Below are 19486 nucleotides of genomic sequence, written 5' to 3'. Positions count from 1 at the left end.
GGTGGACGCCGCCGAGGCCGCCCGGTGGGCTAGCGCTTTCCCGTGGCGTTCGGCGGCGGAGTCTGGCGGGCCTGGTGGCCCCGAGAGAAACTTTCTCTCGTATGCTTCGGGCAGGACCACGGACGGAGGGGTGATGGGACAGCGCACCGCAGGGACGGAGCCGGCACCGCGGAGGCGCGTGCGGCTCGAGGAGGTCGCGCGGCGCGCGGGGGTGTCCCTCGCGACCGCCTCGAAGGTCATGAACGGGCGCGCCGCGGTGAGCGCCGCGACGCGCGAGGCGGTCGCCGAGGCCGCGCAGGAGCTCGGCTACACGCCGCGCCGCCGGGCCGCACCGGAGGCGCCGCGCTCGGTCGCCGTGCACCTGCAGTCCGTGGACAGCCCCTACGTGATGGGCGTGCTCGCCGGCATCACCCATGCCACGCGGCGGGCGGGCGTCGAGCTGCTGCTCAGCAGCTCCGAGGGGGAGGGGCTCGACCGGGCCTGGATGACCGAGGTCGCCGCGCGCGGCGCCGCCGGTCTCGTCGCCCTCGTCACCCCGATCGCGCCGCAGCACGCGCGCTGGAGCCGGAGCCTCTCGCTCCCGCTCGTCGCGGTCGACCCGATCGTCGAGGGGGAGCTCGCGCCGGGCGTCGTCTCCGTGACCTCGACGAACTGGGAGGGCGGCGCCTCCGCCGTGCACCACCTGCTGGAGCTCGGGCACCGCCGGATCGGCATGCTCGCCGGGCCCCGCGACTCGGTCCCCGCCCAGCAGCGGCTCGAGGGCTACGTGAGCGCGCTCGCGAAGGCGGGGCTGCCGGTCGACGAGGGGCTCGTCATCCACAGTCCGTTCCGCGAGGCCGACGGGCGGCGCGGCACGGCGACGCTGCTGGATCTCGCGGAACCGCCCACCGCGGTCTTCGGGGCCTCGGACGCCCTCGCCGTCGGCGCGCTGCGCGAGGCCCGCGCGCGCGGGATCGGCGTGCCCGAGGGGCTGAGCGTCGTCGGCTTCGACGACACGATGATCACCGGGTGGACGAGCCCGCAGCTCACCGCCGTGCGCCAGCCGCTGTTCGCCATGGGGCAGGTCGCCGTGGAGCGGCTGCTCGCCCTCGCCGCGGATCCGGGCGTGTTCTCGCACCCCTTCAAGCTCGAGACGCAGCTCGTGGCGCGCGAGTCGACGGGTCCGGCGCCACGATAGGCCGAAAGGTTTCGGGGCGGCTCTGTATCGTGACATCGTGCTGGTGCAGGTCGTGAGATGTTGACGACGGGTAGCGGCGGCCCTAGGGTGAATCGCATCGAAAGTAGAGAGAAACCTTTCTGCTGGTTCAGATCCGTGCGAAGGAGCACCCCGTGATCGCTGCCCCCTGGAGGGACCCCTCGCTGAGCACCGCCGAGCGCGCGGAGGCGCTGCTCGCGGACCTCACGCCGGAGGAGAAGATCGCCCAGCTCGGCAGCTACTGGAAGCGCCCCGAGATGGGGGACGCCGAGGGTTTCGCGCCGATGCAGTCCACCTTCGACGAGGGCCGCGACCCCTTCGAGGCCGCCGCACAGCACGGGCTCGGCCACCTCACCCGCGCCCTCGGCAGCGCCCCGCTCGACGCGCGGGCCGGGGTCGAGCAGCTCCGCGCACTCCAGGCCGTCGTCATCGCCGGATCCCGCCAGGGCATCCCCGCGATCGCCCACGAGGAGTGCCTCACCGGGCTCATGGCCCACGGCGCGACCACCTACCCCGCCGCGATCGCCTGGGGCGCGAGCTTCGACCCCGAGCTGATCGGCGAGATGGCCGCGCGCATCGGCGCCGACATGCGCACCCTCGGCACCCACATGGGCCTCTCCCCGGTGCTCGACGTCGTCCGCGACTACCGCTGGGGCCGCATCGAGGAGACCCTCGGCGAGGACCCCTACCTCGCCGGCATGCTCGCGACCGCCTACGTGCGCGGCCTCCAGGGCGAGGGCGTCGTCGCGACCCTCAAGCACTTCGCCGGCCACGCCGCCTCCCGCGCCGGCCGCAACCACGCCCCCGTCTCGATCGGCCGCCGTGAGCTGCACGAGATCGACCTCGTCCCCTTCGAGATGGCCGTGCGCCTCGGCGGCGCGGGCGCCGTCATGAACTCCTACGCGGACCTCGACGGCATCGCGCCCGCCGCGAGCCGCTGGCTGCTCACCGAGCTGCTCCGCGACACCTGGGGCTTCGAGGGGACCGTCGTCTCCGACTACTGGGCCGTGAACTTCCTGCAGTCCATGCACCGGGTCGCCGGGACCACCCGTGACGCCGCCGTCGCGACGCTCCGCGCCGGCATGGACGTCGAGCTGCCGGAGACCAGCACCTTCCCCGAACTGCTCGACGCGATCGCCGCGGGCGAGCTCGAGCAGGAAGTGCTCGACACCGCCGTGCGGCGCGTGCTGCGCCAGAAGATCGCGCTCGGCCTCCTGGACCCGGGCCACGACCCGACCACCGCCGGCGAGGCGATCGACCTCGACCCGCCGCAGAGCCGGGCCCTCGCCCGCCGCATGGCCGAGGAGTCGGTCGTGCTGCTGCGCAACGAGGGCGCGCTCCCGCTCGCCCCCGGCGCCCGGATCGCCCTGCTCGGCCCCACCGGACTCGAGGCGCGCAGCTTCCTGGGCTGCTACAGCTTCACCAACCACGTCCTCTCCCGGCTCGAGGACCACGGCACCTCCGTCCCCGTGCCCACCCTCGCCGAGGCCCTCGCCGCCGAGCTCCCGGGCGCCCAGGTCACCGCCCTGCCCGGCGTCGCGATCAACGACGAGGACACGAGCGGCATCCCGGCCGCCGTCGCCGCGGCGGAGGCGGCCGACGTCGCCGTGCTCGCCGTCGGTGATCTCGCCGGCCTCTTCGGCGCCGGCACCTCCGGCGAGGGCTGCGACGTCGCGGACCTCCGCCTGCCCGGGTCGCAGCACGCGCTCGTCGAGGCGGTCCTCGCGACCGGCACCTCCGTCGTCCTCGTGCTCGTCACCGGACGCCCCTACGCGCTCGGCGAGTACGCCGACCGCTGCGCCGCGATCGTGCAGGCCTTCATGCCCGGCGAGGAGGGCGGCGGTGCGATCGCCGGCGTGCTCTCCGGGCGCGTGAACCCCTCCGGTCGCCTCCCCCTCGGGATCCCCCGCGGCATGGGCGGCCAGCCCGGCACCTACCTCGCCCCCGTGCTCGCCTGGGTCAGCGAGGGGATCTCCAACATCGACCCGCAGCCGCTGTACCCCTTCGGCTTCGGCCTCGGCTACACCCGCTTCGCCTACTCCGACCTCACGCTCTCCGCCGAGGAGATCGCGGCCGACGGCGCCGTCGAGATCTCCGCGACGGTCACCAACACGGGGGACCGCGAGGGCCGCGAGGTCGTCCAGCTCTACCTCTCCGACCCCGTCGCGAGCGTGGTGCGCCCGCTCAAGCGGCTCGTCGGCTTCACGAAGATCGGCCTCGCCGCCGGCGAGAGCGCCCGCGTGACCTTCACGCTCCACGCGGACTGCACCTCCTTCCTCGACGAGGGCTATCGGCGGATCGTCGAGCCCGGGGAGCTGCGCGTGCGCGTGGGCGCCTCGAGCGAGGACGCGACCCTCGAGGGCTCCTTCCGCATCGTCGGCCCCGTGCGCGAGGTGGGTGATGGTCCCCGCGAGCTCGTCACGCCCGTGGGCGTGGAGCGGGTCGTGCCGGCGGGGGCCTGAGGCTCAGGCGACGAAGCGCTCCTCGATCAGCGCCACGACGGGCGCCTCGGAGCGGGAGAGCGCGAGCAGGAGCAGGCTCCCGCACAGGAGCGGCACGAAGGCGCCCACGAGCACCGCCGAGCCGGCCGTGAGGATCCCGAGCGAGAGCAGGGCGAGGGTCGCGAGCGGCCGTGCGAGCAGGGTGTGCACCGCGAGGCGCAGCACGTCGACCGTGCGGAAGCGGAACCGCGCGAGGATCGTCAGGCCGCGAGCGAGCAGCAGGGCGAGGACGCCCGCCGCCGCGAGGAGCACCCCGCGCTGCACGGACGTCGCGGTGGAGGCGACGGTCGTGAGCGCTGCGAGCAGGACCAGGGCGGGGAGGCCGAGGCGGAGGCTGTCCGCCGTGCTCAGGCGGAGGCCCCGCAGGAGATCGGCGGCAGGGGCGAGGTCCCCGCCGGTGCTGCGCCGACTCCAGGCGTGGAGGGCCGCGGCGTGCGCGGGCAGCAGCGGCAGCGCGGCGAGGACGAGCAGGGTCGTGCCGAGCGGGCCGGCGGGCAGCAGCGACGAGGCGAGGAGCGCCGGCACCGCGGCGAGGACCAGGAGCACCTCGATGACGAGCGCCCGGTAGACGCCCTCCGTGATCACGGTGACGGCGGCGAGCGGCCGCCGCGGGCTGGGGGATGCGTCCGGATGCGTCATCGCTGCTCCTGGGTCGGGCCTGCTGGCGGCGACAGTCTGGCACCCGGGGGCGAAAAGTTTCGACCGTGACGGTCGCAATGTTGCGGGATCGTGACATTGTCGGACGGGACGTTCCGCGCCTTCATGGCATGTCGGGTCGCGATCCTCGCTGGTCGCGGGCCTGTCGAGCGCGCCGAGGATCGATGCAGGTCGAGGAGTGTGAGGTCTTGACCACGCGGCAGGGGCGCACTAGCGTGACGGCAGCGCGAAACTTCTCGAAAGCATCAAAGCGCGATGCTCCCGCAGAGCAGCGGGTCGTCGGCATCGGGGCACTTCGCGGCAGTGGACCACCATCGGCCGTCACATCCCGTGCGGCTCCGCTCTCGACGAGGAGACACCATGGCAACGGCACATCCCTTCCCCCTCGGTCCCACCCGGCGAGGCTTCGTCGGCCTCACGGCGGCCGGCCTCGGCGCGCTGACCCTCGCCTCCTGCGGCACCGGCTCCGGCTCCGAGGAGAAGGTCGACGTGAGCACGCAGAACGTGGGCGCCATGGACGAGTACGCCGCGGACATGCAGTTCACGGCCACCGAGCCGATCCAGATCAGCATGCTCTGGACCGACTGGCCCGACGTCCCCGTCGAGAAGACCTGGCGGATCTTCGAGCACATCAAGGAGCTCACGAACGTCGAGCTGACCCTCACCCACATCCCCTTCAGCGACGCGATCGAGAAGCGCAGCCTGCTGATCAGCGCGGGCGACGCACCGACCCTGATCCCGCTCGTCTACACCGGCGAGGAGGCCGCCTTCGTCTCCTCCGGCGCCGTGGTGCCGATGAGCGACTACGTGGACAGGATGCCGAACTTCCAGAAGTACGTGAAGGAGTGGGACCTCGCGGAGATGGTCGAGAACCTCCGCCAGGCGGACGGCAAGTACTACATGACCCCCGGCCTCCAGGAGGTCTCGGTCCCCGTGTTCAGCCTCGTGCTGCGCAAGGACGTCTTCGAGGAGGTCGCCGGCTCCGTGCCGCAGACCTGGGAAGAGGTGCGCGAGGCGCTCGTGCTCATCAAGGAGAAGCACCCCGACGCCGTCCCGCTCGCGGACGGCTTCGAGGGGCAGTCGATGCTCAACTACGCCGCCCACGCCTTCGGCACGAAGGCCGGGTGGGGCTTCGGCGACGGGGCGATCGACGGTGACGGGGACGACCTCGTCTACGCCGCGACCACCGAGCAGTACCGCCAGCTCGTCGACTTCTTCCGCGGCCTCGTCGCCGACGGCCTGCTCGACAAGGAGTCCTTCACCGCCTCGAACGACGGCAGCGGCGCGGCGAGCGTGAGCGAGAAGTTCGCCGCCGAGACCTGCTTCGCCGCCTCCGGCTCCTCCGGCACCGCGATCGAGTTCGCCCAGGCGCTCGAGGAGACCGTCGGCAAGGGCAACTTCGAGATCACCCTCGTCCCGCCGCCCGGCGGCCCGGCCGGCGACCACGTCGAGCCCCGCAACTTCTGGCACGGGTTCATGCTCAGCTCCGCGGTCACCGAGTCGGAGAACTTCCTCGCGACGCTGCAGTTCGTGGACTGGCTCTACTACAGCCCCCAGGCGCGCGAGATGCTGCGCTGGGGCGAGGAGGGCACCACCTACTCCAAGTCCGGCGACGGCACGATCACGCTCGAGGAGGGCTACTCGCTGAACGACTTCGGCATGAACAAGGATGCCGGCGAGGACATCAAGATCGACCTCGGCTACTCGACCTTCCCCGCGGAGTCCACCGAGTCCCGGGCCCTCAAGGAGTCCTACAGCACCCCCGAGTTCGTCCAGTACGTCGACGACGTGCTCACCACGCGCACCCCGCGCGATCCGTTCCCGCCCGCGCCGCTCGACGAGGCCGAGCTCGAGCAAGCCTCCCTGCTCGCCACCCCGATCAAGGACGCCGTGGACACCGCGACGCTCCGCTTCATCATGGGGGAGCGGCCGATGGACGAGTGGGACGCCTACGTCGCCGAGCTCGAGGCCGCGGGGCTCCCGCAGTACATGGAGCTGCTCAACGGCGCGCGGGCCCGATTCGTCGAGGCGAACGGATGACCGTCGCCGAGCCGCGCACCGCGGCGCCCCGACGGCGCAGCGGCGCGTGGAGGCGGGCGCTGCGACGCGACTGGCCGCTCTACGTGATGGCGGCGCTCCCGCTGCTGTTCCTGCTGATCTTCCGCTACCTGCCCATGGCCGGGAACGTCATCGCCTTCCGACGCTTCCGTCCCGGCGGCAGCATCTTCGGCGACGAGTGGGTCGGCATGCGCTACGTCGGCATGTTCATCCAGGACCCCGCCTTCTGGAAGGTCTTCGCGAACACCGCGATCATCGGCGGGACCACCCTCCTGGTCTGCTTCCCGCTGCCGATCATCCTGGCGCTCATGCTCAACGAGGTGCGGCGCCGGCACTTCAAGAAGATCGTGCAGTCGATCAGCTACCTGCCGCACTTCCTCTCCGTCGTCATCGTGGTCGGCATGGTCTACCAGCTGCTCTCGCTGCAGGGCACTGCGAACCAGATCGTCGAGGCCCTCGGCGGGGACCCGATCACCTTCCTGCAGCGACCCGAGTGGTTCCGCGTGATCTACGTGGTCTCCGAGGCGTGGCAGACGGTGGGCTGGGGGACGATCCTCTACCTCGCGGCCCTCACCGCCGTCGACGACGCCCTCTACGAGGCCGCACGGATCGACGGCGCGAACCGCTGGCAGCAGACCTGGCACGTGACCCTGCCGGGCATCCGGCCGACGATGGTGACGCTGCTGATCCTCAACATCGGTTCCTTCCTCAACGTCGGGTTCGAGAAGGTCCTGCTGCTCTACAACCCCATGACCTACTCGACCGCGGACGTCATCTCCACCTACCTGTACCGGGTGGGCCTGGTGTCCAACAACCTCAGCTACGCGGCGGCCATCGGCCTGTTCCAGGCGGTCATCGGCTTCGTCATGGTCATGGCCGCGAACTTCATCTCGAGACGATTGGTGGGGACGAGCCTGTGGTGATCGAGGCGATGGCGCCCGAGGCGGCGCCCACGACGAGCCCGCGCAGCACGACGACCCGGATCCGGGACTCCCGGTCCTACCGGATCTTCACCGTGGTCAACACGACCGCGCTCCTCCTGCTGTGCGCGGTGATGCTCTATCCGTTCGTCATGCTGCTGGCGCAGTCCTTCAGCTCGGCGGGCGCGATCAGCGCGGGCAAGGTGAACCTCCTGCCCGTGGACCCGAACCTGGACACGTACCGGGCGGTCGCGAACAACGACACGTTCTGGCGCAGCTACGGCAACACCGTGCTGTACACGCTGATCGGCACCTCGATCGCGATGGTGCTGACCACGACCTACGCCTACGTGCTCTCCAAGAAGCACCTGCGGGGGCGCGGCCTGCTGATCGGCATCGCGGTGTTCACGATGTTCTTCAACGGCGGCATCGTGCCGAACTACGTGCTCATCTCCTCGCTCGGCATGAAGAACACGATGTGGGCGGTGATCCTGCCGCCGGCGCTCTCGGTGTTCAACCTGCTCGTCATGAAGGCGTTCTTCGAGAACCTGCCCACCGAGCTCGAGGAGGCCGCGCACATCGACGGCCTCGGCTGGTTCGGGATCTTCTTCCGGATCGTGCTGCCGCTGTCGAAGGCCGTCATCGCGACGATGGTGCTCTTCTACTCGGTGCAGTACTGGAACGACTGGTTCGCCGCGTTCCTGTACCTCGACCGGACGGACCTCTTCCCCGTGACGCTGTACCTGAGGAACCTCATCGCGGGCGCCTCCACGGCGGCCTCCGAGGGGGCCGCGGCCTCCGGCTCCGCGGTCGCGGACATCAACGCCAACATCCAGTCCGTGACGATGATCCTCATCCTCGTCCCGATCCTGTGCGTGTACCCCTTCGTGCAGCGGTACTTCGTCTCGGGCGTCATGCTCGGCTCGGTCAAGGGCTGAGCGGCCCACCACGCGGCACCCCCTCTGCAGCACCCTCATCACCGTCGAAGGAGACACCATGAGACGCCGTCAGATCCTCACCGCCGGAGCCGTCGCCACGACGCTCGCCGCCGCGACCGCCGCCGCGGCGCACGCGGAGCGGAAGCCCACGCCTCCGGGCCTCGCGAAGAAGGACACCCTCGCGTTCGCCGCGGGGGACGTCCTCGAGATCGGCTGCGCCGTCGCCGGCGGCGGGCACCACCTCTCGCAGCCCTACCCCGACCCCTTCACCCACGACGAGCCCTACCGGAAGGTGCTCGCCGCCGAGTTCACCTCGCTCTCGGCGGAGAACCAGATGAAGTGGGACCATCTCCGCCCGGCGGAGGGCGTCTACGACTTCACCGATGCGGACGCCATCGCGGACTTCGCCGCCCAGAACGGCCAGGTCATGCGCGGGCACACGCTGCTCTGGCACAACCAGAACCCGGCCTGGCTCGAGGAGGGCGACCACACGCCCGCGCAGCTGCGGGAGATCCTCCGGGACCACATCCAGACCGTCGTCGGCCGCTACGCCGGTCGCATGCAGCAGTGGGACGTCGCCAACGAGATCTTCGACGACTCCGCCGCGCTGCGCACCGAGGCCAACATCTGGATCCGCGAGCTGGGGCCGGGGATCATCGCCGACGCCTTCCGGTGGGCCCACGAGGCCGACCCCGAGGCGCAGCTGTTCCTCAACGACTACAACGTCGAGGGGATCAACCCCAAGTCCGACGCGTACCACGCGCTCGTCCAGGAGCTCCTCGCCGACGGCGTGCCCGTGCACGGGTTCTCCACCCAGGGGCACCTCTCGACCCGCTACGGCTTCCCGGACGACCTCGCCGCGAACCTCCGCCGCTTCGCGGACCTCGGCCTGCGGACCGCGATCACCGAGCTCGACGTGCGGATCGACCTGCCCGAGGGCGGCGAGCCGACGGCGGAGCAGCTGGCGACCCAGGCCGAGTACTACCGCCGCACGACCGAGGCGGTGCTGGCCGTCGAGGGCTGCGGCTCGCTCACCCTGTGGGGCGTCGTGGACCGGTACTCGTGGGTCCCCGTGACCTTCCCGGGGCAGGGGGCGGCGACCGTCCTGCGGGACGACCTCACACGCAAGCCCGCCTACGACGCCGTCCAGCACGCGCTCGCTGCGGCGAGCGGACGAGCGGGGCACCCCGCGCTGAGGGACTAGGACGCCCCGCTTCTCCTAGTAGCCTGAGCCGTCGGTGAGCCACGAGAGGGGAGTGCTGATGGCGCACAGCGCAGCGCGTCAGGACAAGGTGACGCTCAAGGACGTCGCGGAGCGGGCGGGGGTCTCCCTCGCCACCGCCTCCAAGGTGATGAACGGCCGCTCCGACGTGCGCGACTCGACCCGCCAGGAGGTCGCCGCGACCGCCGAGGCCCTCGGCTACCGCCCCCGCCGCCGCGAGGTCGAGCGGCGGCGCGCCGTGATGATCCACTTCGACACGCTCACGAGCCCCTACGCGCTGCAGGTGCTCGAAGGGGCGGAGCAGGCCGCCCGCCGGGCCGAGGTCGACATCATGGTCTCGAGCGCCGACGGCGGCGACGGTGCGGTCCCCGCGGGGCCCACCCGCGCCATGATGGCCGACCTCGCCTCCCGCGGCGTCGAGGGGCTCATCGCCGTGACCTCGCCGATCGGGCCGAAGCACGCCCGCTGGAGCAAGGACCTCTCCCTCCCGCTGATCGCGATCGACCCCGTGACCATCGAGCCGGACACCCGCGGCGTCGTCGCGATCTCGGCGACGAACTGGGAGGGCGGCAGCAGCGCCGTCCAGCACCTCCTCGAGCTCGGCCACCGCCGCATCGGGATCGTCGGCGGGCCGGAGGACTCCGTCCCCGCGCGTCAGCGCGTCCAGGGGTACCTCAGCGCCCTCGCCCAGGCCGGGATCGCCGTGGACCAGGAGCTCATCGAGCACGGCGACTTCGGCTACCGAGCCGGGCAGGACGGCGCCGACCGGCTGCTCGCGCTCGCCGAGCCGCCCACCGCGATCTTCGCCGTCGCGGACACCCTCGGCGTCGGCGTCATGCGCGCCGCACGCCAGCGCGGGCTCTCCGTCCCCGAGGACCTCAGCGTCGTCGGCTTCGACGACACGATGATCGCCCAGTGGACGCACCCCCAGCTCACCGCCGTGCGCCAGCCCCTGTTCCAGATGGGGCAGGTCGCGGTGGAGCGTCTGCTCGCGCTCTCCGCGGATCCCGGGCTGTTCGCCCATCCGTTCAAGCTCGAGACCCAGCTGGTCCAGCGGGAGTCGACGGCGCCGCGGCGCGCGTGATCAGCCCCGCAGCGTCCCCCGGTCCAGCAGCACGGGCTGGGGGCGGCGCTCGTGGAGCACGCGCGGCGGCTGCTCGACGAGGGCGCTGAGGGCGCGGCCCACGGCGGCGCCCGTCGCGCGGGGGGCGGCGCCGAGGGCGGCGAGCGGCGGCTCGTGGAGCTGGCAGGCCATCGAGTCGTCCCAGGAGACGATCGAGAGCGTGCCGGGCACGGCGATGCCGCGCAGCCGCGCCCGCTCGAGCGCGCCGAGGGCCATGGCGTCGTTGTCCGCGAGGAGCACGTCGGGCCCGTCGTCGGCCGCGGTGAGCAGGGCGTCGAGGGCGCGGGCGCCGCTGTCCCCGGTGTAGTCGCCCTCCGCGGTGCGCGGGGTCTCCCCGGCCGTGTCGCACCAGTCGAGGTAGGCGCCGCGGCGCAGGGCGGAGTGCACGAGCCCCTGCGGGCCGCCCAGGTGGGCGATCCGCTCGAGGCCGCGGGAGCGCAGGGCGTCGAGCACGCCCCGCATGACGGCGGCGTTGTCCACCGTCACCGAGGGCGCCTCGCCGTCCTGGACCACGTCCCCCTCGAGGACGTGGCCGAGGCCCAGCTCGGCGAGCAGCGCGGGCCGCGGGTCCTCGGGCACGAGGTCCCGCAGCACCACGGCCGCGACCGTGCCGCGCGCCGCCCAGTCGCGGTAGGCGGCCATCTCCTCCTCGCGGGAGGCGACGGCCCGGGTGAGCACCGTGTGGCCCGCTCCAGCGACCGCGTCCTCGATCCCCGCGAGGACCTGGTTGAAGTACTGCTCGGAGCGGGCCGACCAGATGTCCTCGGGGGCGATGAAGCCGAAGGTGCTCATGGGGCCATGGTGGCCCCTGCGAGCGGCTCCGTGCGACGCGAGCGCGCCACGAGCTCGCCCACGTGGCGCACGACGCGCTCCGCGAGGAACGCCTCCGGGTCCAGCTCCACGCCCTCCGGCGCGCTGACCTGCACGGTCACGGCCTCGCCGGGGAGCAGGTCGATCATCTGGCGATCGGCCACGGCACCCGGGTGCACGCGGTCGGCGACGATCACGACGTCCCGCACGAGGGAGTGGGCGCTGAGGGTCAGGGCGACCCCGTCACCGCGGCGCCGGGCGCTCACCGAGAGGGCGTCCGGGTCGAGCTGGAGGTCCTTGTCCTCCGCGAACCAGTGCAGCGCGCGCAGCACCTCGGCGCCCGGCACCTCGAGCTCGAGGACGAGCGCCTCGAGCGCCGGGTCCGCGGGGGAGACGAGCGCCTCGGGCAGCGGGAGCAGGCCTGTGGAGCGCGGGGCGACCTCGGCCTCGAGCGCGGCGGAGGCGAGCACGGTGCCGTCCACGTCGATCCGGCGCAGCCGCAGGGTCCCCGCGAGGGTCCCCTCGGTGTCGTTGCCGATCGCCGCTACCGGCCCGCCCTCGCGCGGCTGCACGGTGAGCAGCACGGGCGCGTACAGGTCCCGCATGGCGTACCAGAGCAGCTTGCGGCGGCCGTCGCCGTCCACCGCGGCCCACGAGGTCACCGGCCAGCAGTCGTTGAGCTGCCAGATGATCGTGCCCCCGCAGTGCGGCCACAGGGCCCGGTAGTGCCCGATCCCCACCCGCAGCGCGCGCGCCTGGTTGAGCGCGGTCGTGAGGTGGAAGTCGACGAAGTCGACGGGGTCGGGGAAGTGCGGCCGGTAGCCGGCGACGAGCTTCCTCTGCCCGTCGATCGCCTTCTGGTGGGCGAGCATCGTGGGGGAGTCGGCGACGAGCGGCCGCTCGCTGATCGCCCGTTCGACGGTCGCCCAGGAGGCGGGGCCCTGGAAGCCGAACTCGGCGGCGAAGCGGGGGGAGGTGTCGCGGTAGTGGGTGTAGTCGTTGTCCTCGTCGCTCGCCCACACGACCCAGTTGTGCACGGTGCCGTGGTCGGGGTCGCGGGGCCGGTCGAGGGCGCCGCGCGAGTAGGGGCTCGAGGGCGTGTAGCTGCGGGTGGGGTCGAGCTCGGCGAGCACGGCCGGCAGGATCTCCGTGTAGTAGGCGTTCCCCCAGCCCGTGGTCTCGGGGAGCGTGTCCTTCCAGCCCCAGTGGTGGTAGCCCTCGACGTTCTCGTTCGAGCCGTTCCAGTGCACGAGCGAGGGATGCCAGGCGAGGCGCACGACGTTCTGCCGCGCCTCCGCCTCGATCTCGCCGCGCAGCGGCTGCTCCTCGCTGTAGGCGGCGCAGGCCATGGCGAAGTCCTGCCACACGAGCACACCCGCCTTGTCGCACAGGTCGTAGAGGAGGTCCGACTCGTAGAGCCCGCCGCCCCAGATCCGCAGCATGTTCATGCCGGCGTCGAGGGCGTCGGCGAGGCCGCGCGCGTAGTCGTCGCCGGTGAGGCGGGTGGGGAAGCAGTCGTCGGGGATCCAGTTGGCGCCCTTGACGAGCACGGGGCGGTCGTTGACGACCATCGTGAAGGAGGTGCCCACCTCGTCGGTGCGCTCGACGAAGCCTGCGGTGCGGAAGGCGACGCGGTGCTCGACGCTGTCGAGCTCGGCGCCGGCGGCGTCCTCGAGCACGAGCCGCGCCGTGTACAGGGGCTGCTCGCCGTGGCCGCGCGGCCACCAGCGCTCGACCTCGTCGAGGTGCACGGCGATCGCGGTCTCCTGCGCGTCCGCGTCGACGGCGATCTCCGCCGCGGCGAGCGCGGCGCCGTCGGGCCCGGCGACCTCGAGGTGCGCGGTGAGCGCCCCGCCGTCCGTGCTCTCGCGCTCGATCGGCACGGTCAGGGCGACCGTGCCGCCCGGGCCCTCCGCGTCGGGGGTGACCTGCGGGCGCACGGCGTCCAGTCGCGCGCCCGTCCAGCTCTCCAGCCCGATCGGGCCGGCGATCCCGCTCGTGACGAGCACGGGCCCCCAGTCCCAGCCGAGGTTGCAGGCCATCTTCCGGATCGCGTTGTAGGGCAGCAGGTTGCCGATGTACGGCAGGTCCCCCTGCGCGGCGGCGTTCTCGCGGGCCGTGCGCAGCGGGGAGGCGAAGCGGATCTCGAGCACGTTCTCCCCGGCGCGCAGCAGCGGCCCCACGGCCCAGCGCCACGAGCGGTGCTGGTTCTGCACGGTCGCGACCTCGGTACCGTTCAGCACGACCGTCGCGGCGGTGTCGAGGGAGGCGGCGACGAGGTCCGTGCGGCCCGCGGGCACCTCGTCGAGGGTGAAGGCGGTGCGGTAGAGCAGGTCGCACTCGCCGCTCCAGGCGAGCTCCGCCTCGTGGCGGTCCAGGTACGGGTCGGGGATGAGCCCCGCGTCCAGGAGGTCCGTGAGGAAGGTGCCGGGGACCGTCGCGGGCAGGTCCTGCACCGGGAAGGGCACGGGGCCGTCCACGACGGTCAGGGTCCAGCCGTCGTGGAGATCGGTGCGGGTCATGCGAGGTCCTCCTGGGGGGCGAGGTGGTCGGGCATCGGCACGCCGCGCCGACGGGCCTCCGCGAGGAAGCGCTGGTTGGTGCCGGGCTCGGGGGCCGCGGCGAGGAGCTTGCGGGTGAACTCCTGCTGCGGGTTGAGGATCACCTCGTCGGCGTCACCGCGCTCGACCACCTCCCCGCGGTACATCACGAGGATCTCGTCGGAGAAGTGGCGGGCGGTCGCGAGGTCGTGGGTGATGTAGAGCATCGCGAGCTCCTCCTCCCGCTGCAGGCGGGCGAGGAGGTTCAGCACGCCCAGGCGCACGGAGACGTCGAGCATCGAGACGGGCTCGTCGGCCACGAGGACCGTCGGCCCCGGGGCGAGGGCGCGGGCGATCGCGACGCGCTGGCGCTGGCCGCCGGAGAGCTCGTGCGGGCGGCGGGCCATGAAGGCGTCGTCCGCGGGGAGGTTCACGCGGTCCAGCAGCTCCTTCGCCGCCCCGGGCGCGGTGCGGGAGGTCGCCCGCCCGTGCACGATGAGCGGCCGCACGAGGTGGTGGCCGATCGAGTGGTACGGGTTGAGCGAGGCGAAGGGGTCCTGGAAGACCATCTGCACCTGGTGGCGGTAGTCCGCGAGGGCCTTCCCGCGGCGGCCGATCGGCTTCCCGTCCAGCAGCAGGCTGCCGGAGGTGGGCCGCTCGAGCTGCATGAGCAGCTTCGCGATCGTGGACTTGCCGGAGCCGGACTGGCCGACGAGCGCGACCGTGCGGCCGGGGCGCAGCTCGAAGGAGACGCCGTTGACGGCCCGCAGCTGCGAGAAGCGCAGGCCGCTGCGCAGGGTGTAGGTCTTGTCGAGGTCCTGGGCGGTGAGGGTGGTCATCGGGTGCCCTCCGTGGAGTAGCCGGCGCGGAGGAAGTCCCCGGCGTCGCCCGTGAGCGAGGGGAAGGATCCGAGCAGGCGGCGGGTGTAGGGGTGCTGCGGGGCGAAGTAGAGGTTCTCCGCGGTGTCGAGCTCGACGATCCGTCCGGCGCGCATGACGGCGATGCGGTCGGAGATCTCCAGCAGCATCGGCAGGTCGTGGGTGATGAAGACGACCGCGAAGCCGAGCTCGCTGCGCAGGCGCAGGATCTCCTGGAGGATCTCCCTCTGCACGACCACGTCGAGGGCCGTCGTCGGCTCGTCCATGATCATGAGGTCCGGGTCCAGGGCGAGCGCCATGGCGATCATGACGCGCTGGCGCATGCCGCCGGAGAGCTCGTGGGCGAAGGCGGTGATGCGGGAGGGGTCCACGCCCACGAGCCGCAGCAGCTCCTCGCTGCGGGCGCGGCGCGCGGCGGCGTCCATGCCGGGGCGGTGCGTGGTGAAGACGTCCTCGAGCTGCGCCTTGATGCTGATCACGGGGTTCAGGGAGTTCATCGCTCCCTGGAACACCATGGCGATGCGGGACCAGCGGAAGGCGCGCAGGGCCTCGCCCTCGAGGGCGAGCACGTCGACGTCCTCGCCGTCGCGGCCGTGGAAGGTCACGGAGCCGCCGGTGATGCGGGCGGGCGGGCGGTGCAGCTGGTTCAGGCCGTAGGCGAGGGTCGTCTTGCCGCAGCCGGACTCCCCGGCGAGGCCGAGGATCTCGCCGCGGCGCAGCGTGAAGCTCGCGCCCTGGACGGCGTGCACGGGCGTCTCGACCTCGTAGACCACGTCGAGGCCCTCGACCGTGAGCACGGCCTCCTCGGAGACGGGGGAGTCGGCGCCGGCGCGGACCTCCTCGATGTCCGGGGCGATCTCCGCCTCGAGCGGGTTCGCGGGATCGGGGGTGGGGGTGCTCATGCCGCTGCCTCCTCCTTCTTCTCGGCCCGGCGCACGCGCCGCGCGTTGGCGGGCGCGCTGCGCAGCCGGGGGTTGATGATCGCGTCGATGGAGAAGTTGATGAGGGAGAGCCCGCAGCCCAGGGCTGCGATGAGGAAGCCCGGCGGGACGAACCACCACCAGCCGCCCAACGTGAGCGCCTGCCCGTTCTGCGCGTAGAAGAGCATCGAGCCCCAGGTCTGGGTGCCGACGACGCCGAGGCCGATGAAGCTCAGGCCCGCCTCGCCGAGGATCGCGGAGATCAGCGCGAAGACGAAGCCGCTGGACATGACCGGCAGCAGGTTCGGCAGGATCTCCACGGAGATGATCCGCCAGGGCTTCTCCCCGGCGATCTTCGCGGCCTGCACGTAGTCGCGGTTGCGGATCGAGAGGGTCTGCGAGCGCAGCACGCGCGCCGAGGCGGCCCACGAGGTGATCGCGAGGACCACGGCGATCAGCAGCAGTCCGCGCTGCTCGACGTAGGAGCCGATGACGATCATCAGCGGCAGCCCGGGGAGGATCAGCACGACGTTCGTGAAGAGCGAGAAGCCCTCGTCGAGCCAGCCGCCGAGGTAGCCGCCGAGGATCCCGAAGAACGCGGAGAGGAACAGGGCGAGCACGGCGACGAGGACGCCCACGAGGAGCGAGCCGCGGGTCGCGTAGGCGAGCTGGGCGAGCACGTCCTGTCCGGTCTGCGTGGTGCCCAGCAGGTGGGCCGCGCTCGGCGGCTGCATGCCGTCGTTGCCGATCGCGAGCGGGTCCTGGACGAGCAGCGGGCCGATCAGCCCGAAGAGCACGATGACCAGGACGATGCCGACGCCGACGACGAGGGTCGGGGCGGGCCGACGGCGGCGCGCGCGGGTCGTCGCGATCGCGGCGGTCGTGGTGGGGGGAGCGGCGGTCTCGGTGGTCTCAGTGGTCATGGGGGCCTCCTCAGCCACGGGCCCGGGTGCGGGGGTCGATGATGCCGTACAGGAGGTCCACCGCGAGGTTCGCGGCGAGCACGGACACGGTGATGATGAGGAACAGGCCCTGCATGAGCGAGTAGTCGTTGTTGTTGACGGCCTGCAGCATCGTGTAGCCGATCCCCGGGTAGGAGAAGACGGACTCCACGACGATCGAGCCGGAGACGACGAAGCCGAGCGAGATCGCGAAGCCGGAGACGCTGGGCAGCACCGCGTTGCGGGCCGCGTAGGTGAGCATGATCCGGCGCGGGTGCAGGCCCTTGGCCTCCGCGGTGAGGATGTAGTCCTCGCTGAGCGTGGAGACCATCATGTTGCGCATGCCCAGCAGCCAGCCGCCGAGCGAGCTCAGCACGATCGTCAGCGCGGGCAGGAAGGCGTAGTAGATCGCGTTGGAGACGAAGGGGTAGTCCAGCGCGGGCCGCACGAGGGTCACGTCGTAGCCGCCGGAGATCGGGAACAGGTGGAGGTTCACCGAGAGGATGTAGATGAACAGCAGGGCGAGCCAGAAGTAGGGCACCGACTGCATGATCGTGGTCGCGGGGATGAGCGAGTCCAGCCAGGTCCCGCGCTTCCAGCCGGCGATCGTCCCGAGCGCCATCCCGATGAGGAAGGTGATCACGGTCGAGACGCCGACGAGCACGAGGGTCCAGGGGATCGACTGCCCGATCACCTGGCCGACGGGGGTCGGGAAGTACGTGACGGAGACGCCGAGGTCGCCGCGCAGCAGGTTCCCGAGGTACTGGACGTACTGCTGGGGGAGCGAGCCCTGGGAGTCGGTGCCGAGCATGACCTCGATGGCCTGCCGGGTCTCGGGGGAGACGGGGCCGCGCAGGGCGAGCTTGCCGAGCACGGCGTCCACGGGGCTGCCGGGCAGCGCGCGCGGGATGAAGAAGTTCAGGGTGACGGCGGCCCAGAGGGCGACCAGGTAGAAGCCGAGCTTCCGGAGGATGTGCACCGGGGGTCCTTTCGTCCGCGGTGCCGCCGCCGCCCCGCACGGGGGCGGCGGCAGCGGGCGATCAGGCGGGGGTGACGGTCTTGAGGACCTGGGCGTTGTCCGGGGCGGACCACGACATGGGGTAGCAGTACAGGTCGTCCTGGGTGGGCCAGCCGGTCACCTTGGAGTTGTTGTACTCGGTGAGGCTCGAGCCGATCAGCACGGGGACGTAGGGCATGGCCTCGACGATGATCTTCTGGATCTTCGCGTACTGCTCCTTCTTCACGGACGGGTCGTCGGTGCCGGCGGCGACCTCGAGCGCGGCGTCGACGTCGGGGTCGGAGAAGCGGGCGGAGTTCTGGTACGGGTTGCCGTTCTCGCCGACCTTCACGGTCGAGTCCGTCGCGAAGAAGGTCTTGTACAGGTAGTACGGGTCCGGGGCGGGGCCCTGGCCGAGGGAGTCGATGACGAGCTGGAACTTCCCGGTGGACTTCGAGTCGTTCCACTCGTTGACGGAGACCTGCTGGGGGACGAGCTCGATGCCGACCTTCTTGTACTGCTCGGCGAGGGTGTCCAGGGCGGTGACGAAGTCGGACCAGCCGGTGGGGCAGCTGATCGTCATGGAGAGCCGCTCGCCGTCCTTCGCGTAGACGCCGTCGGAGCCCTTCTCCCAGCCGGCGTCCTCGAGGACCTGCTGGGCCTTCGCGGTGTCCGCGTTCCAGGGCGCGTCCTCGATCGACGGGTCGATGAAGTCCTTGTCCCGCTCGGGCAGACCGAAGGAGGGGGAGATCGCGGTGCCCAGGTCGTAGAAGGCGAGCTTGGAGAGCTGCTCGCGGTCCATGCCGTAGTAGAGGGCCTGGCGCACGGCGGGGTCCGTCTGCGGGCCCTCGCTGCCGAGGTCCGGGTTCGACGAGGCGAAGAGGGCGCACTGCGAGGTGGGGGAGTTGGTGTAGCTGAGGTCCGGGTTGGACTTCACGTGGTCGTCGAGGTTCGGCATGGAGGTCGAGGTGTAGTCGATCTCGCCGGCGAGCCACTTGTCGGTCGCGGACTGGTTGCCGGAGAGCGACATGACGCGCACGCCGCCGATCGCGGGCTTGCCCTCCTCCCAGTACGAGCCGTTGGCGCTGAGCAGGTAGGACTCGGGGGTGAAGTCGCCGAGGGTGAAGGGGCCGGTGCCGATCGGCTCCTCGTTCGTGTAGGTGGAGAGGTCCTCGACGCCGGTGAAGAGGTGCTCGGGGATGATCCAGGTGCGGCCCAGGGCCGTCGGACCCTCGACGAAGGAGGGGATGGCGTAGGTGAGGACGACGGTGGTGTCGTCGCTCGCCTCGGCGGAGGGGGCCGTGCCGGCGGGGTTGAGGGCCTCGGTGTCCTTGATCCGGTTGAAGGTGAAGGCGACGTCCTTCGCGGTGAAGGCGGTGCCGTCGGACCAGGTCACGCCCGCGCGGGTGGTGACGGTGAGCTCGGTGCCGTCCTCGTTCCAGCTGAAGGACTCGGCGAGCTGGGGGACGGGGTCCACGTCGATCGCGGCGAGCGGGTTGTAGTAGAAGAGCGGCTCGAAGATCATGCCCTGGACCATGCTCAGCACGGTCGGGGAGTGGGGGTTGAAGTTCTTCGTGAAGCCGGCGCCGGCCCCGTTGTAGGTCGTGATGATCGGCTTGCTCTCCCCGTCGCTGCTGCCGGTGTCGAGGTTCGACTGACCGGCGCAGGCGGCGAGGCCGAGCGGCAGGGCGGTGGCGAGGGACAGCTTTCCGAGGGTCCGGCGGCTGAGGTGCATCGTTGCTCTCCTGGGGACGCGACTGTGCGTGCTGATGGGGCGGCTGCATGA

Annotated in this window: 15 protein-coding genes; 7 read left to right on the top strand and 8 right to left on the bottom strand. The window is 71.7% G+C overall.

The genetic code is table 11. From position 1 onward, the window contains the following. The first annotated feature begins 133 nt into the window (after positions 1–133). Both C1N80_RS02275 and C1N80_RS02270 read left to right on the top strand, forming a co-directional pair. Positions 134–1177 carry a LacI family DNA-binding transcriptional regulator gene (locus tag C1N80_RS02275; protein WP_137769295.1) on the top strand — a complete coding sequence of 348 codons (1044 nt, stop codon included), beginning with the start codon at positions 134–136 and terminating at the stop codon, positions 1175–1177. A 152-nt stretch (positions 1178–1329) separates the two neighbouring features. Then, positions 1330–3657 carry a beta-glucosidase gene (locus C1N80_RS02270; protein ID WP_137769294.1) on the top strand — a complete coding sequence of 776 codons (2328 nt, stop codon included), beginning with the start codon at positions 1330–1332 and terminating at the stop codon, positions 3655–3657. Between the two features lie 3 nt (positions 3658–3660). Here C1N80_RS02270 and C1N80_RS02265 read toward each other — a convergent pair whose 3' ends face one another. Beyond that, positions 3661–4335 (bottom strand): hypothetical protein, encoded by a 675-nt coding sequence (locus C1N80_RS02265; RefSeq protein WP_137769293.1) that lies wholly within the window; start codon positions 4333–4335, stop codon positions 3661–3663. Between the two features lie 378 nt (positions 4336–4713). Here C1N80_RS02265 and C1N80_RS02260 point away from each other — a divergent pair, with 378 nt between their 5' ends. Genes C1N80_RS02260 through C1N80_RS02240 form a run of 5 tightly spaced genes read left to right on the top strand, consistent with a single transcriptional unit; the run spans position 4714 to position 10575 of the window. Next, positions 4714–6393, top strand: a complete 1680-nt coding sequence (locus tag C1N80_RS02260) for an extracellular solute-binding protein (RefSeq protein ID WP_137769292.1) — start codon at positions 4714–4716, stop codon at positions 6391–6393. After that, entirely contained in the window at positions 6390–7334 is a 945-nt protein-coding gene (locus C1N80_RS02255; protein WP_137769291.1) for a sugar ABC transporter permease, read from the top strand. Before C1N80_RS02260 ends, C1N80_RS02255 begins: the two co-directional genes overlap by 4 nt. Positions 7335–7342: 8 nt before the next feature. Further along, entirely contained in the window at positions 7343–8269 is a 927-nt protein-coding gene (locus C1N80_RS02250; RefSeq protein ID WP_137771610.1) for a carbohydrate ABC transporter permease, read from the top strand. A gap of 58 nt (positions 8270–8327) precedes the next feature. Further along, entirely contained in the window at positions 8328–9473 is a 1146-nt protein-coding gene (locus tag C1N80_RS02245; protein WP_137769290.1) for an endo-1,4-beta-xylanase, read from the top strand. 58 nt (positions 9474–9531) lie between these two features. After that, positions 9532–10575, top strand: a complete 1044-nt coding sequence (locus tag C1N80_RS02240) for a LacI family DNA-binding transcriptional regulator (protein ID WP_137769289.1) — start codon at positions 9532–9534, stop codon at positions 10573–10575. Here the strand turns inward: C1N80_RS02240 and C1N80_RS02235 are convergent, their stop codons facing one another. The 7 genes from C1N80_RS02235 to C1N80_RS02205 form a co-directional block, all read right to left on the bottom strand. Continuing rightward, on the bottom strand, positions 10576–11406 hold the full coding sequence (locus C1N80_RS02235) for a LacI family DNA-binding transcriptional regulator (protein ID WP_137769288.1): 831 nt from the start codon (positions 11404–11406) through the stop codon (positions 10576–10578). It abuts the gene before it with no gap. Beyond that, entirely contained in the window at positions 11403–13946 is a 2544-nt protein-coding gene (locus tag C1N80_RS02230) for a glycoside hydrolase family 2 protein (RefSeq protein WP_137769287.1), read from the bottom strand. Before C1N80_RS02230 ends, C1N80_RS02235 begins: the two co-directional genes overlap by 4 nt. Then, entirely contained in the window at positions 13943–14803 is an 861-nt protein-coding gene (locus C1N80_RS02225) for an ABC transporter ATP-binding protein (protein ID WP_137769286.1), read from the bottom strand. Before C1N80_RS02225 ends, C1N80_RS02230 begins: the two co-directional genes overlap by 4 nt. Continuing rightward, positions 14800–15744: an ABC transporter ATP-binding protein gene (locus tag C1N80_RS02220; RefSeq protein ID WP_137769285.1), complete on the bottom strand. Its 945-nt coding sequence runs from the start codon at positions 15742–15744 to the stop codon at positions 14800–14802. The genes C1N80_RS02225 and C1N80_RS02220 overlap by 4 nt, the downstream gene beginning before the upstream one ends. Next, positions 15741–16685, bottom strand: coding sequence for an ABC transporter permease (locus C1N80_RS02215; RefSeq protein ID WP_137769284.1), 945 nt, complete (start codon positions 16683–16685; stop codon positions 15741–15743). Before C1N80_RS02215 ends, C1N80_RS02220 begins: the two co-directional genes overlap by 4 nt. A gap of 10 nt (positions 16686–16695) precedes the next feature. Further along, positions 16696–17682, bottom strand: a complete 987-nt coding sequence (locus C1N80_RS02210) for an ABC transporter permease (RefSeq protein WP_137769283.1) — start codon at positions 17680–17682, stop codon at positions 16696–16698. A gap of 61 nt (positions 17683–17743) precedes the next feature. Continuing rightward, complete coding sequence (locus C1N80_RS02205; RefSeq protein WP_137769282.1) at positions 17744–19435, bottom strand: ABC transporter substrate-binding protein; 1692 nt, start codon at positions 19433–19435, stop codon at positions 17744–17746. Between the last annotated feature and the right edge of the window lie 51 nt (positions 19436–19486).

This window comes from Brachybacterium sp. SGAir0954, from assembly GCF_005490785.1.
Lineage (GTDB): Bacteria > Actinomycetota > Actinomycetes > Actinomycetales > Dermabacteraceae > Brachybacterium > Brachybacterium rhamnosum.
Note: the sequence above shows the minus strand (reverse complement) of the source record. Positions and strands in the feature narration are given on the sequence as shown.